This window comes from Shewanella sp. NFH-SH190041 (genome assembly GCF_024363255.1).
Taxonomy (GTDB): Bacteria; Pseudomonadota; Gammaproteobacteria; order Enterobacterales; family Shewanellaceae; genus Shewanella.
This window is the reverse complement of the sequence record NZ_AP026070.1, coordinates 3,933,083-3,948,183: the sequence shown is the minus strand read 5'-3', so window position 1 is coordinate 3,948,183 and position 15,101 is coordinate 3,933,083. Positions and strand designations below refer to the sequence as shown.

7 protein-coding genes and 1 pseudogene are annotated in these 15,101 nt (G+C 48.5%); 7 read left to right on the top strand and 1 reads right to left on the bottom strand.

The annotated features are described in order from the left end of the window. The first annotated feature begins 253 nt into the window (after nt 1-253). The 7 genes and pseudogenes from pdhR to NFHSH190041_RS17540 all read left to right on the top strand — a co-directional run bounded on the left by pdhR (nt 254) and on the right by NFHSH190041_RS17540 (nt 14,186). Complete coding sequence (pdhR, locus tag NFHSH190041_RS17570; RefSeq protein ID WP_261923005.1) at nt 254-1,006, top strand: pyruvate dehydrogenase complex transcriptional repressor PdhR; 753 nt, start codon at nt 254-256, stop codon at nt 1,004-1,006. 74 nt (nt 1,007-1,080) lie between these two features. After that, nucleotides 1,081-3,744: a pyruvate dehydrogenase (acetyl-transferring), homodimeric type gene (gene aceE, locus NFHSH190041_RS17565; protein WP_261923004.1), complete on the top strand. Its 2,664-nt coding sequence runs from the start codon at nt 1,081-1,083 to the stop codon at nt 3,742-3,744. 12 nt (nt 3,745-3,756) lie between these two features. Then, on the top strand, nt 3,757-5,349 hold the full coding sequence (gene aceF / locus NFHSH190041_RS17560) for a pyruvate dehydrogenase complex dihydrolipoyllysine-residue acetyltransferase (RefSeq protein ID WP_261923003.1): 1,593 nt from the start codon (nt 3,757-3,759) through the stop codon (nt 5,347-5,349). Nucleotides 5,350-5,522: 173 nt separating this feature from the next. Next, complete coding sequence (gene lpdA, locus NFHSH190041_RS17555; RefSeq protein WP_261923002.1) at nt 5,523-6,953, top strand: dihydrolipoyl dehydrogenase; 1,431 nt, start codon at nt 5,523-5,525, stop codon at nt 6,951-6,953. Between the two features lie 342 nt (nt 6,954-7,295). Then, a pseudogene (locus NFHSH190041_RS17550) lies at nt 7,296-9,482 on the top strand (putative bifunctional diguanylate cyclase/phosphodiesterase); the annotation flags it as partial. A 151-nt stretch (nt 9,483-9,633) separates the two neighbouring features. Further along, complete coding sequence (locus tag NFHSH190041_RS17545; protein ID WP_261923001.1) at nt 9,634-11,844, top strand: patatin-like phospholipase family protein; 2,211 nt, start codon at nt 9,634-9,636, stop codon at nt 11,842-11,844. Between the two features lie 275 nt (nt 11,845-12,119). Further along, the gene (locus NFHSH190041_RS17540) at nt 12,120-14,186 is read left to right on the top strand and encodes a M13 family metallopeptidase (RefSeq protein WP_261923000.1); all 2,067 of its coding nucleotides are present in this window, start codon (nt 12,120-12,122) and stop codon (nt 14,184-14,186) included. 84 nt (nt 14,187-14,270) lie between these two features. Here NFHSH190041_RS17540 and hxpB read toward each other — a convergent pair whose 3' ends face one another. After that, entirely contained in the window at nt 14,271-14,993 is a 723-nt protein-coding gene (gene hxpB, locus NFHSH190041_RS17535) for a hexitol phosphatase HxpB (RefSeq protein WP_261922999.1), read from the bottom strand. Between the last annotated feature and the right edge of the window lie 108 nt (nt 14,994-15,101).

Below are 15,101 nucleotides of genomic sequence, written 5' to 3'. Positions count from 1 at the left end.
TCGCAAGTGCAAATTCGATGTAATAGCCCCGATTTGATTGGGCTGCGTCCCTATCGCACGTGTTTTGTGTTGATATTGATTTAGATCATGTTTGTTTTAATAAATTGTCACCAATACGTGGTTTTGGTGAACTTGTCACACAACACGCTCTGGTTTGACCTCTGTCACCTTATGGACAGTAAAAGTGTGATTTGATAAAGTCCAATCACTCCTATAAATTGGTAAGACCAATTGACAAAGAGCTGAGGGCCGTATGGCTTATAGCAAAATTAACCAGCCAAAGCTTTCCGATGTGATTATGCAGCAGTTGGAAAGGATGATTCTTGAAGGTAGCTTGCAGCCAGGACAGAAACTTCTGCCCGAGCGTGAATTGGCCACCCAATTTGAAGTATCCCGTCCTTCCCTGCGTGAAGCCATTCAGAAATTAGAAGCCAAAGGTTTGTTAACTCGTCGCCAGGGTGGTGGTACCTATGTCAAGGAACAGCTCTGGCAAAGTCTTGCCGATCCCGTTGTAGAACTGATGCAAAACGATCCAGAAAGTCAGTATGACTTACTGGAGTTCCGTCATGCCACTGAAGGCATGATGGCATATTTTGCCGCATTGCGAGGCACTGATGCGGATATGCAGAATATCAAACGCATGATCCTCGAAGTCGAAGCCGCCAAGGAAATAGATGATCAGGCGCAGGCCATTGTTCATTTTTACCGTGCGATAGCTGAAGCGTCCCACAATGTTGCTATGTTGCATCTGGTATTAAGTTTATCGCCTGTGCTGCACAAGAATGTGGCACAGAATCTGGAACTTCTGAGCCGTCGTGAAGAAGCCTCCACCATGGCGAATGAACATAGACGCGCCCTATTGGCCGCCATTGTTCGCCGTGACCCTGAAGCAGCAAGAGAAGCCTCTAACGAACACTTAAGTTATATCGAAGAGGTGATGTTAGCTGTTCGGGAAGAAGATAGTCGGCTGCAGCGCAGTTTGCGTCGCTTGAAAGGCGGAATTTAATGGCCGGTTCGGCCTGATACCTGTGACTGGCAACCGTTAAATTTCACAACTGTATGTCAATTAAGGACAGTCTCATGTCTGAAAATATGCTACAAGACCTAGATCCAACCGAAACCCAAGAATGGCTCGCAGCGCTGGAGTCCGTTGTCCGCGAAGAAGGCGTTGAGCGTGCCCAATATCTGCTTGAGCAGGTAATGGAACAAGCCCGTTTGGGTGGTGTGGATATGCCAACCGGTATCACAACCAATTATGTTAATACCATTCCAGCCAATCAGGAGCCTGCTTACCCTGGGGATGTTAATCTAGAGCGTCGTATCCGCTCCATCATCCGCTGGAATGCCATTATGATTGTGTTGCGGGCATCCAAAAAAGACTTGGAATTGGGTGGCCATATGGCATCTTACCAGTCTTCAGCAGCTTTCTATGAGACCTGTTTTAACCATTTCTTCCGTGCCCCTAACGCCAAAGATGGCGGTGACTTAGTCTATTATCAGGGTCATATTTCTCCCGGCATTTATGCCCGCGCTTTTGTTGAAGGCCGTTTGACCGCAGAGCAGCTGGATAACTTCCGTCAGGAAGTTGATGGCAAAGGCATTCCTTCTTACCCTCACCCTAAATTAATGCCTGAATTCTGGCAGTTCCCAACCGTATCCATGGGCCTTGGCCCTATCAGCGCCATTTATCAGGCCCGTTTCCTGAAATACCTTGATGGCCGTGGGTTGAAAGACACCAGTGAGCAACGGGTTTATGCTTTCTTGGGTGACGGCGAAATGGATGAGCCGGAAAGCCGTGGTGCTATCTCATTTGCGGCCCGGGAAAAGTTGGATAACCTGTGCTTCCTGATTAACTGTAACCTGCAGCGCCTTGATGGCCCTGTAATGGGGAACGGCAAAATCATTCAGGAACTGGAAGGCTTGTTCAAAGGCGCCGGTTGGAATGTGATCAAAGTGGTTTGGGGTAGCGGTTGGGATAAACTGCTGGCCAAAGACACGACAGGTAAACTGCTGCAGTTGATGAATGAAACTGTGGATGGCGATTACCAAACTTATAAAGCGAAAAATGGCGCCTATGTGCGTGAGCATTTCTTCGGTAAGTATCCAGAAACTGCGGCACTGGTTGCCGATATGACAGATGAAGAGATCTTTGCGCTGAAGCGTGGTGGTCATGAACCATCTAAGTTGTATGCCGCCTTCAAGGCTGCCCAAGAGAACAAAGGGCGTCCTACTGTGATCCTGGCCAAAACCGTAAAAGGTTATGGTATGGGTGATGCGGCAGAAGGCAAAAATATTGCGCACCAAGTGAAAAAGATGGATATGAGTCACGTGATGAAAATGCGTGACCGCCTGGGATTGCAGAGCCTGATTTCTGATGAAGAAGTGAAATCTCTGCCTTACCTGACCTTGGAAGAGGGCAGCCCAGAATATAACTATCTGCATGCGCGCCGTAATGCATTGCATGGTTATACCCCACAGCGTTTGCCTAAATTTACCCAGCAGTTGGAAATCCCAGCACTGGATCACTTCCAGCCTCTGCTGGAAGAGCAAAAGCGTGATATTTCCACCACTATGGGCTTTGTCCGCGCACTGAACGTGCTGTTGAAAGATAAAGCCATTGGTAAAAATATCGTGCCAATTATTGCTGATGAGGCCCGTACGTTCGGTATGGAAGGGCTATTCCGTCAGATTGGTATCTATAACCCTCACGGCCAGCAGTACACACCACAGGATCGGGATATTGTTTCTTACTATAAAGAAGCCACTTCTGGTCAGGTGCTGCAGGAAGGGATTAACGAGCTGGGCGCGATGTCTTCTTGGGTGGCTGCGGCAACCTCATACAGCACCAATGATCTGCCGATGATTCCTTTCTACGTCTACTACTCCATGTTCGGCTTCCAGCGGGTTGGCGATATGGCTTGGATGGCGGGTGATCAACAGGCACGCGGCTTCTTACTCGGCGGTACTGCCGGTCGTACCACGCTCAATGGTGAAGGTCTACAGCACGAAGATGGCCACAGCCATGTACTGGCGAGCACGGTTCCTAACTGCATCTCTTATGATCCGACTTATGTTTATGAAGTCGCAGTGATTATGCAAGATGGTCTGCGCCGCATGTATGGCGAACAGGAGAATGTGTACTACTACATTACCCTGATGAATGAAAACTATGCTCAGCCAGCGATGCCGCAGGGCGCAGAAGAGGGTATCCGTAAGGGTATTTACAAGCTGGAGTCTCTGTCTGGTAGTCAGGGTAAAGTTCAGCTGATGGGCTCAGGCACTATTTTGAATGAAGTGCGCAAAGCAGCTCAAATCCTCAGTGAAGAGTATGGTGTGGCATCTGATGTTTACAGCGTAACCTCCTTCAATGAGTTGGCCCGTGATGGCCAAGCCTGTGAGCGTCACAATATGCTCAATCCTCTGGCTGACGAGCAGACTCCTTATATTGCTAGCGTGATGGGCACAGAGCCTGCCATCGTGGCAACTGATTATATTAAAAATTACGCTGAGCAGGTTCGTGGTTATATTCCTGCTGAGTCTTACCGTGTGCTGGGTACTGATGGTTTCGGCCGCAGTGACAGTCGTGACAACCTGCGCCGCCACTTCGAAGTGAACGCCAGTTATGTTGTGGTTGCTGCGTTGACTGAACTGGCCAAGCGCGGAGATATTGAGAAATCTGTGGTGGCTCAAGCTATCGAGAAATTCAATATCAACACTCAGAAAGTAAACCCACTGTACGCGTAAGAGGCACAAAACATGGCAATTGAAATCAATGTTCCTGACATCGGTGCTGATGAGGTTGAAGTCACTGAAATCATGGTTAGCGTCGGTGACCGGGTGGAAGAAGAACAGTCACTGATCACTGTTGAAGGTGATAAAGCTTCTATGGAAGTGCCAGCACCTCAGGCAGGTGTCGTCACTGCGATTAAAATCAATGTGGGCGATAAGGTGGTGACCGGCTCACTGATTATGGAGTTTGCATCTGAGGCGGCAGAGCCCGCCGCTCCAGCAGCGCAGCCAGTAGCAGAAGCTGCACCGGTTGCTGAGCCAAGTGCGGCAGCACTGCAAGAAGTTTTTGTGCCGGATATCGGCGGTGACGAAGTGGATGTTACCGAGATCATGGTTGCCGTTGGCGATCAGGTTGAGGCTGAGCAGTCACTGATCACCGTTGAGGGCGACAAAGCCTCTATGGAAGTGCCTGCGCCATTTGCGGGTACTGTGAAAGAGTTGAAAGTGGCTATTGGTGATAAGGTAGCAACTGGCTCGCTGATTATGGTGTTCGAAGTTGCTGGCGCAGCGCCTGCACCGGCTCCGGTTGCCAAGGTGGAAACGCCTGTCGCTGCGCCGGCTCAAGCGCCTGCCCAGGTCAGCGCACCAAGCACAGCGCCGGCATCATCAGTTGCTGATGGATTTGTGGAAAACCATGAATATGCTCATGCCTCACCGGTTATCCGCCGTTTAGCACGGGAATTTGGCGTTAATCTCGCCAAAGTTAAGGGCTCTGGCCGTAAGGGACGTGTCGTGCGGGAAGACGTGCAGAGCTACATTAAAGATGCGCTCAAACGTTTAGAATCCGGTACTGCTGGGGCGGCTGATGGTGCAGGTCTGGGGCTGTTGCCTTGGCCGAAAGTGGACTTTAGCAAGTTCGGTGAAACCGAAGTTCAGCCGCTGTCTCGCATCAAGAAAATTTCGGGTGCTAACCTGCACCGTAACTGGGTGATGATCCCACATATCACTCAGTTTGATGAAGCAGATATCACTGAGCTGGAAGCATTCCGTAAAGCGGAAAATGCCGCTGAAGCGAAGAAAGACTCTGGTATGAAGATCACTCCGCTGGTCTTTATCATGAAAGCGGTTGCCAAGTCATTGCAGGCCTTCCCGTCTTTCAACGCCTCTTTGTCTGAGGACGGTGAAAATCTGATCCTGAAGAAATACATCAATATTGGTATCGCGGTCGATACACCAAATGGTTTGGTTGTCCCTGTGGTTCGCGATGTAAATCTGAAAGGTATTCATGAGCTGTCCCGTGAGTTGATGGAAATCTCCAAAAAAGCCCGTGCCGGCAAACTGACTGCATCAGATATGCAGGGTGGCTGTTTTACAATCTCTAGCTTAGGTGGCTTGGGCGGTACTGCATTTACCCCGATTGTGAATGCACCTGAAGTGGGTATTTTGGGTGTCTCTAAGTCAGAGATGAAGCCAAAATGGAACGGTAAAGAGTTTGAACCTCGGCTGATGCTGCCATTGTCCCTGTCTTATGATCACCGGGTGATTGATGGCGCGGAAGGGGCCAAGTTTATTACTTATCTCAACGGCGTATTGTCAGATATTCGCAAACTCATTCTGTAATGGGTAAGGCCGCCAATGTGGCGGCCTTTTGTTTGTCCCGCCATAAGCTGCGGGTGTCAATATTGTGATCAGTATCAAACACGGGTTAAAATGCGACCGGCTTGCACACTGTAGAATCAAACAGTTGGACAGGTGGTCCCGCCCAACGGAATGAAGAACGATTAGAGGAAAACATGAGTAATCAAATTAAAACTCAGGTAGTTGTTTTAGGCGCTGGCCCAGCCGGCTATTCTGCTGCATTCCGCGCAGCCGATCTGGGTCTAGAGACCGTGATTGTTGAGCGTTACAGCACCTTGGGTGGTGTCTGTCTGAACGTTGGCTGTATTCCGTCCAAAGCTCTGCTGCACGTTGCCAAGGTGATTGAAGAAGCCAAAATGGTTGGCAATCACGGTATCACTTTCGGTGCGCCTCAGATTGATCTTGATAAGCTGCGTGATTATAAAAACCAGGTTATCGGTCAACTGACCGGTGGTTTGGGCGGCATGTCCAAAATGCGTAAAGTTAATGTGGTTAATGGTGTTGCGGCCTTTACCGGTGCCAATAGCATGGATGTTACTGCTGCCGATGGTACTGTGACCACTGTGACCTTTGATAACGCTATTATTGCTGCGGGTTCTCGTCCTATTCAGCTGCCATTTATTCCCCATGAAGATCCGCGTATTTGGGACTCAACCGATGCCTTGGAACTGAAAGAAATCCCAGAAAAATTACTGGTAATGGGCGGCGGAATTATCGGTTTAGAAATGGGCACGGTTTACCATGCCTTGGGTAGCCAGATTGATGTGGTTGAGATGTTTGACCAAGTTATCCCCGCGGCTGATAAAGATGTTATTCGCACCTTTACCAAACAGATTAAGAACAAATTTAATCTGATGCTGGAAACCAAGGTAACAGCAGTTGAGGCCAAAGAAGATGGCATTTATGTCTCGATGGAAGGCAAAAAAGCCCCAGCAGAGGCGGTGCGTTATGATGCTGTTCTGGTTGCCATTGGCCGGGTACCAAATGGTAAATTAATTAGTGCCGATAAGGCTGGTGTTAATGTTGATGAGCGTGGTTTTATCAATGTTGATAAGCAGATGCGCACCAATGTTCCGCATATTTTTGCCATCGGTGATATCGTTGGTCAGCCAATGCTGGCACACAAAGGGGTACATGAAGGTCATGTGGCTGCCGAAGTGATCGCAGGTAAGAAGCATTACTTTGATCCTAAGGTTATCCCATCAATCGCCTACACTGAGCCAGAAGTGGCTTGGGTCGGCTTGACTGAGAAAGAAGCCAAAGAGCAAAACATTGCTTATGAAACCGCTATCTTCCCTTGGGCTGCCAGTGGCCGGGCTATTGCCTCTGATGCCGCTGATGGTATGACTAAGCTGATTTTTGATAAAGACAGCCACAGAATCATTGGCGGAGCCATTGTCGGTACTAACGGTGGCGAGTTGCTGGGTGAAATTGGCTTGGCGATTGAAATGGGTTGTGATGCAGAAGATATCGCGTTGACCATTCATGCCCACCCAACGCTGCATGAGTCCGTGGGGCTGGCAGCAGAAGTCTATGAAGGTTCGATTACTGATTTGCCGAATCCAAAGGCGAAAAAGAAAAAATAATCAGTTCTGACAGAATAAACAAAGGCGCTCATTGAGCGCCTTTTTCGTGAACAACCTCAAATGTTGGTATATGGTTAATGTTACTTTTCTGTTGCTGCAGATTTAACCTATTCACGAGAGTATCGGCATTTTATGATCATCAGAAGCTGGCTTCTGGTTATTGTGGTATCGCTGTTTAACCAATCTATGCTGTCCGCCAGGTCGGTACTGCCCCATGCTGAGTTGCTGGCAATCTCCTCACTTTCCTTTCTATTGACTTCTCCGCTTGTGGCTGCGCCCATAGCGTCTGTTGATGATAGCTATCATCAAGTCGCTCAGTCCGCTGGCATTAATCATGATGACAGCTATGCATTGCAGCTGGGCGATGCCTGGTGGCAGACGGATTTTATGGGTCTGTTATTACTGGCGTTGCTGGTGGCTGGTGTGTTGGCGTTGGCATTCGTGCGTCAGCGGCAAATTCGCCGTATGCGGCGGATGAATACTGCGCTGCAGGAAAGCGAGGATAGGTTGCTACAAGCACTTCATGGCAGTGATTCTGAATTGTGGGAATGGCGGCGGGATACGCGCAAAGTGCATCTGAGTAACCGGCATAATGCCAAGGCCTCTGATGGCGATGAGGTGGCTTTATCCCTAGATGCCGTGCTGATCCATCCTGATGATAAGCCCAGAGTTAATGCCCTGTGGCAGAATATTTTCAGTGGTACCCAGCAAAAATTTGAAACTGAATACCGTTACCGCCGGCCAGATAGTAGCTGGGGGTGGCTAAGGGTGCGAGGGCGAGCCTTGCTCGGTGATGAGCAGCAGGTTGAAAAAGTAGTAGGGATATACAGTGATATTACCCTACGTCGTACCTTGCAAGATGAGGCACATCTTCTTGCTCAGGCCTTTGAAAATACTACTGAAGGCGTGCTTATTTTGGATGCAGAGCAAAAAATAAAAGTGGCCAACAGTGCTGCTCGCACCCTATTACCGGCTGATTTAATTGGTCGTGAGTTTGCCACGCTGATGGCGGGTGAGGGGCAGATTGGCTTGGCAACCTTGGAGCAGAATTGGAATGGTGAGTTAGAACTATTGAGTGGCGGAGGCAGTTGCCCGGTCTGGTTGAATTTATCCGTGATGCGGGATGATCATCAGAGAATACAGCACTATGTGGCCGTGTTTTCTGATATCCGTGAGCGTAAGCGGCAAGAAGCGGATCTTCGTCGGTTAGCAAATTATGATGTGTTAACTGGATTGCCCAACCGCTCGCTGTTTTCTTCCCACCTATTGAAAACGATCCAACTGGCCGAGCAGCAGGGACAGAAATTAGCGCTGATGTTTATGGATCTGGATCGTTTTAAACATGTGAATGATTCCTTTGGCCATGGCATGGGAGATGCCCTGCTGGTGGAGGCTGCCGCCCGGCTTCAGGGGTGTGTGACCTCCGAATACAGTCTGTGCCGTTTTGGTGGCGATGAATTTGTGGTGTTGTTGCAAGATGCCGGTGATCGTCGTCAGGTTAATGAGCTGGCTAATTGTATTCTGCAGCAGATGGCTACCCCGTTTAAGCTCTATGGTCGGGAGTTTTTTATCACCACCAGTATAGGCATTAGCATTTGGCCGGATGATGCGACGCAGCCGGAAACCTTGATTAAAAATGCTGATTTGGCCATGTATCACGCTAAAGAAGAAGGTCGGGGACATTACCAGTACTATTCTTCGGAGCGGAATGCCGAGGCCCTCTACCACTTAAGGTTAGAAGCCGATATTCGCAAGGCGCTGGAGCGGGATGAATTTGAATTGCATTATCAGCCCCAAATTGATGTGTTGCGGGAAGATCGTATGGTGGGGATGGAGGCCCTGATCCGCTGGCAACATCCTCAGGATGGCTATATTCGGCCCGATATTTTTGTCCGGGTAGCAGAAGCCTGTGGCTTGGTGATTGAAATCGATCTCTGGGTGCTGGAAGAGGCTTGTACCCAAGGCGCACGTTGGTGCGCAGCTTTGGAAATGCCGGTGAAAATGTCCGTTAATATTTCTGCGGTGCATTTTCGTCAGCCGGAGTTTGTCGAAGGCGTTGAGCGTATCTTAGCGAAAACTGGTATGAAGGCGGAAAACCTTGAGCTGGAAATTACCGAAGGGGTGTTGATGAAAGAGCTGAAAGTTGCTCAAAAACACCTAAAAATGCTCGCCGAGCTTGGCATCAGTGTGGCTATTGATGACTTTGGCACCGGTTATTCATCCCTAGCATATCTGCGGCATTTCAATGTACATAGTTTGAAAATAGACAGGACCTTTTTGATTGATATTGCCACTAACAGTTCGGATCAAGCGATTGTCTCCAGTATTGTGGAGTTGGCGCGTAACCTGAAATTGCAGGTGATTGCAGAAGGGGTTGAAACCCAAGAGCAGTTAGAGCAAACCTTTGTCCGGGGTTGCTATGTTATTCAGGGATATTATTTTGCTAAGCCGATGCCGCAGGAATTAATGGATGAATATTTACGGCACAATATCGCTATCCCGGGTGCTTGGGATAAAAGCGGCTCCTAATCCAGTCTAAGTGTGAGTAATCCCCTTCCCCAATCACTGCCCTAATATGTGATTAAATTTTAAAAAATTATCAAAACCTGATGTTGGCCATTTAACTGCCTGTCGTTAAGATGTTGCTATCTTTGGGGTATTGAATAATCCGGAAATTTGTATGAAGCGGTTGGCATGTCTGCTTATCGGTTTGCTGTCATGCTCGCTGTGGGCGGCTGAGCGTCCCAGCATTGGCTTAGTGCTCAGTGGTGGTGGTGCGAAGGGAACTGCACATGTGGGCGTGCTAAAGGTATTGGAAGCACATCATATCCCGGTGGATTATGTCGCTGGCACCAGTATCGGCGCCTTTGTTGGCGGGCTTTACTCCCTTGGCTACAGTGCCGATGAAATTGAACGGATTATGCTGGGCACGGATTGGGCGCAAGGTTATTCAGATACCATCCCCAGAGAGGCGCTGAGTTACCGGGATAAACAGCAGCGGGATAAATATAATATTCCCATCAATATGGGCTATAGCGATGGGCAAATGAAACTGCCCAGTGGTGTGCTGCAAGGGCAAACCATGTCGATACTTTTGCGTAACGCCACTAACTTGATCCCCGAATATACCAGCTTCAGTGATATGGCTATTCCCTACCGTGCCGTGGCCACCAATTTGGTCACCAGTGACGCTGTAGTACTGTCGTCTGGCAGTCTCATCCAAGCGATGCAGGCCTCAGCATCTGTCCCCGGTGCATTACAGCCTATGCAAATTGATGGCAAACTGCTGGTGGATGGTGGGATTGCTAATAATATGCCTGTGGATGTCGCTAAAGCCATGGGCGCCGATATTGTCATCGCCGTGGATATTGGTTCCTCCCTCATGGATAAGAAACAGCTAGATAGCACAGTTGCGGTGCTAAACCAGTTGTCGACCATGTTGACCAATGCCAGTACTGAGCGGCAAAAAACATTACTGACGGATAAAGATGTTTTGATCCGGCCCGATGTCGGCGACATGAGTACGACAGACTTTTCTATTATGCCCAAAGCACTGCCCTTAGGGGTAACTGCGGCCATGGCGCAAATCAAAAAGTTGCAAAAGCTTGCCGTCAGTGACAGTGAATATGCCGCTTATATGACCAAGAAACGCCAACGCCGGGCTATCTGGCAACATGAATTACTGCAACCGATCAGCAAAATTGTATTGGAAAATGACTCCCATATCAGTAATCAATTAATTTTAGATACGCTGGGGCTGAAATCTGGGCAGGTAGTTGATAAAACCCAATTAGATGCCGCAATTGATCGGGTCTATGCCCTTAATCTGTTTGAGCGGGTTGGCACTAAATTTATTGAAACACCAACTGGCCGTGAAATGGTGGTCACTACCCGAGCGAAGTCTTGGGGGCCAAATTATTTTCAGTTAGGGCTGAATTGGGAGGATGATTTTACCCTTGATTCTGCGGTGACATTGGATTTGGCGTACACCATGACAGATTTGACACCCAATGGCGGTCAGTGGCGTAATGAGGTACGGCTTGGGTTTGAGAAGAAGTTTGGCACTGAGTTTTATCAACCCTTGGATCCTGATCAATTGTTTTATACCAAAGTTGAATATCAGTATGAAATTAAAGACTGGGATGTGTACCACAACAATAACCGAGTTGCTGAGCTGAATAAATCCACTCACAGGCTGGATACTGGACTGGGTTATAACTTTGATAATCCAGGCCGTATCGAAGTGGGGTTTACCGGTGAATGGGGCAATGTCTCCAATAAGACCTATTTGCCGACTGATTTCAGTTATAACTCTTACGGTGGTTATATGAAATTGGGCTATGACACCCTTAATAGCATCAGTTTTCCCACCAGTGGTAACCGATTTAATTTGAATCTGTATTTGCGTCGAGAAGACTTCTCCATGGCTTGGGAAAACCCACCTTCTATGAGCTCGTTTCAGATTGAGGCGGATTGGAAAGGGGCACTGAGTTTTGGTAATCATGCATTTGTTGGTAAAGCGGCGTTCTCGACAGTGAATAAAGACGGCCAGTTTTCAGTGCACTTATCTGAGTTGGGCGGCTTTCTTAATATGTCTGGTTTACATAAAAACGCCTTGGTCGGTCCCCATAAGGTCTTTGGGGCGGTCATGTATCAATATGATTTGGGCCGTGACGCGCTAGGGATGACAGAGTTTCCACTTTACCTCGGTACCAGCTTTGAAGCTGGTAATGTCTGGGAGCTACAAGAACAGATGTCGTTGGCCGATTTGATCTACTCCAGCAGTGTTTATGTGGGTACAGATACCGCGTTAGGCCCTGCCGCCCTTGGTTTTGGGATAACAGATAAAGGGGATAGAGCATTTTATCTGTTTATTGGTAAAAACTTCTGATGGGCGTGACCGGCTTCACGGCTGGCACACCTGCAGGGTTGATTAGCTCAATACCCGTTTACAAAATGCTGCTGGAAGGTTAAATAACAGCCTGATAGTGTCTTAGGGTCTGTTGACCGTTTAAGTTTGTTTTTGCAGCGATTTAAGGATGTTTGATACAAGGCTGAGGCTTTGATAGATCGCTCGTTGCCGGAAAAGTTGATAACGCAGTAGCCAGCCGCCAGCGGCGGAAAATAAAGCTTAGATAATAATAAATTCCTACATTGGGGATCGTCATGAAGAAAGTAAGTCATATCGCATTGGGCATCGCCCTAGGTTTGGGGCTAGCAGGTTGCTCAACCTCCGAATCAGGTAATCGTGAAACCAGTGCAGTCAGTCAGTCTAAGGCTATTTCTGGTATTGAAAGCCAATATTTTGATCCTGCCGTGCGGCATCAGGATGATTTCTATTACAGCGTAAATGGTAAATGGCTGGCCAATACGCCGATCCCGGCTGATCGCTCCAACTATGGCACCTTTACCGCGCTCTATGATCAAAGCCAGCAGGCACTGAAAAAAATTATTGAACAGGCTGCCGCTCAAGCAAATAAAGCGGAGGGCAGTACTGAGCAGAAGATTGGTGATTTTTATCAAAGCTATATGGATACCGATCTGGTCAATAAGTTGGGCATTACACCACTTAAACCATTGCTGGCGGATATCGCTAATGCGAAAACCCATCAGGATATTGCAGCGGTTATGGGCAAGCTGCTGATTAACGGCAGTAGCATTCCGTTTGGTTTTTATGTCAACAATGACGCGAAAAACTCCAGCCAGTATGCCGTTTACTTTGTCCAGTCTGGTTTAACCTTGCCAGATCGGGATTATTACATTAAAAATGAACCAAAATTTGAGCAGAGCCGCGCGGCACTGAGTCGGTACGTGACTGAGCTGATGACAGCTGCGGGTTATGATGGTGCCAGTCGTGCCGCCCGCAGTGTTGAAGTGATTGAAACCACCATAGCGCATCATCAGTGGAGCCGGACTGAGTCCCGAGATGCCAACAAGAGCTACAACAAGATGAGCATTGCGGCTTTTGATCGGTTAGCGGGTAAGTTTGATTATCCGGCATTTGCCAAAGCTGTGGGTCTTGCTGGTAAAACTGAAGACCTCATTGTCCGTCAACCATCTTATGTGGAAGCTATCGGTAAGAAGTTTGGTAATTTCCCGGTACGTATGTGGCAGGATTATTTAGCATTCCATCTGGTGGACAGTTACGCTGAACTGCTGAGTCAAAACTTTGTGGATCTGCATTTTGCCTTCCATGGTAAAACGCTTATGGGGATTGAGCAGCAAAAGCCTCGCTGGAAGCAAGCCGTGGATGCTGCTGATGGCGTGATAGGTGAGCTGGTCGGCGAGATTTATGTCGCCGAGTACTTCAAACCGGAAGCCAAGGCACGCATGGAGCAGATGATCAAAAATCTGATCAAAGGGTTTGAAGTCAGTATCAATGAGCTTGAGTGGATGACTCCGGCAACTAAGCAAGCCGCTCAAGAAAAACTGGCTAAATTTACCTATAAAATTGGCTATCCGGATAAATGGAAAGATTACAGTGGGCTGGAGATCCGAGCCGATCAGCTGGTGGGTAACTATGAGCGGTATGCCAAGTTTGAATATCGGGACATGATCAACAAGCTGGGTAAGCCAATTGATCGCAGTGAATGGCATATGACGCCTCAGACAGTCAATGCCTACTTTAATCCGGTGAATAATGAGATTGTGTTCCCTGCCGCCATTCTACAACCGCCATTTTTCAATATGGAGGCTGATGATGCGGTGAACTACGGGGGGATCGGCGCTGTGATTGGCCATGAGATCAGTCATGGGTTTGACGATCAAGGGGCGAAATATGATGGTGATGGCAATTTGCGTAATTGGTGGTCCGCACAGGATAAACAGGAGTTCCAAAAGCGAGCCAACCAATTAGCAGCCCAGTACAGTCAGTATGAAGCCTTACCCGGGAAGTTTGTTAATGGCGAAATGACCCTAGGGGAAAATATCGGTGATTTAGGTGGCTTAACGGTTGCGTTGCGGGCTTATGAAATGAGCCTTAATGGTAAGCCTAGCCCGGTCATTGATGGATTGACTGGTGAGCAGCGCCTATTTATGGGCTGGTCGCAGATATGGCGCCGAAATTACCGGGATGAAGAGATGGGTCGTCGTCTGCTGACCGACGTGCATTCGCCTAGCCATTTCCGCGCCATGGGGACGCCTCGTAATATTCCCGAGTTTTATGAGGTCTTCCAGGTGAAAGAGGGCGATAAGATGTATCTGCCGCCGGAGCAGCGCGTCAAAATTTGGTAATTTGAGTCTTATTTACTCTCTGCCATATTGTGAAAAAGCCGAACGTGAGTTCGGCTTTTGCTTTTTATTCCCACTGTTTTGGAGTTAACCGGGTAACAGCGCGGCTAGCGCGGCGAGGGATTCACCTTGGTGGTGAGCGGCGGCCCATTTAGATTGATGGCGCTCGGCAGGTGCTGGGATCACTAAGGTGTGCATACTGGCAGCTCGCGCCGCAATTAAACCATTAAATGAATCTTCTACCGCCAGACACCGCTCCGGGACAATATCCAGCATGGCTGCGCAGTTAAGATACACCTCAGGGTGGGGTTTTCCTCGCGACAGGGATTCGGCACTGCTGATAGCGTCAAAGTAATCGCCAATATTCAGTTTAGCCATAACAGTCGCAATGATATCGCTGGAAGATGCAGTAGCCAGACCGATTTTTAGTTTTGCCCGGCGGCAAGCGGCCAGCGCCTCAGTCACATGTGCCATAGCATGACCATGGCGGTGGATCCGCTCAATCACCCCGGCAATAATCGCCTGACTGGTGGCGTGGTTATCATAGTTAGGCCAGGGTATTTGGGCATACCAGAAAGCAACGACCTGATCGATTCTCAACCCTGTGGTTTGATAGGTTTGCTCCAGTGTAATGGGGAGCCCCAACTGGCCGAACACCTCCAGCTCTGCTTCCCGCCAATAAGGTTCTGAATCAATAAGTACACCGTCCATATCAAAGATAACGGCACTGAGATTGGCTGACAAAGTATTGTTCCTGATAAATAAAGTAGGGTTGGCATTGATAATGCCACTAAATCGCCACCAAAACATGGATAAAATCTCGGCAAGCATTCTGTGGGCGAGTGTTGTATGATTTTTGCGCTCGCCACAAATGAGTGGCAGGGGGAATAACAGAGAGAATCTGACTCAACACTGTGA

Bases quoted from the DNA above. Each gene is read 5' to 3' on its own strand.
- aceF (WP_261923003.1), top strand. From the start codon at position 3,757: ATGGCAATTGAAATCAATGTTCCTGACATCGGTGCTGATGAGGTTGAA.
- pdhR (WP_261923005.1), top strand. From the start codon at position 254: ATGGCTTATAGCAAAATTAACCAGCCAAAGCTTTCCGATGTGATTATG.
- hxpB (WP_261922999.1), bottom strand. From the start codon at position 14,993: ATGTTTTGGTGGCGATTTAGTGGCATTATCAATGCCAACCCTACTTTA.
- NFHSH190041_RS17545 (WP_261923001.1), top strand. From the start codon at position 9,634: ATGAAGCGGTTGGCATGTCTGCTTATCGGTTTGCTGTCATGCTCGCTG.
- lpdA (WP_261923002.1), top strand. From the start codon at position 5,523: ATGAGTAATCAAATTAAAACTCAGGTAGTTGTTTTAGGCGCTGGCCCA.
- NFHSH190041_RS17540 (WP_261923000.1), top strand. From the start codon at position 12,120: ATGAAGAAAGTAAGTCATATCGCATTGGGCATCGCCCTAGGTTTGGGG.
- aceE (WP_261923004.1), top strand. From the start codon at position 1,081: ATGTCTGAAAATATGCTACAAGACCTAGATCCAACCGAAACCCAAGAA.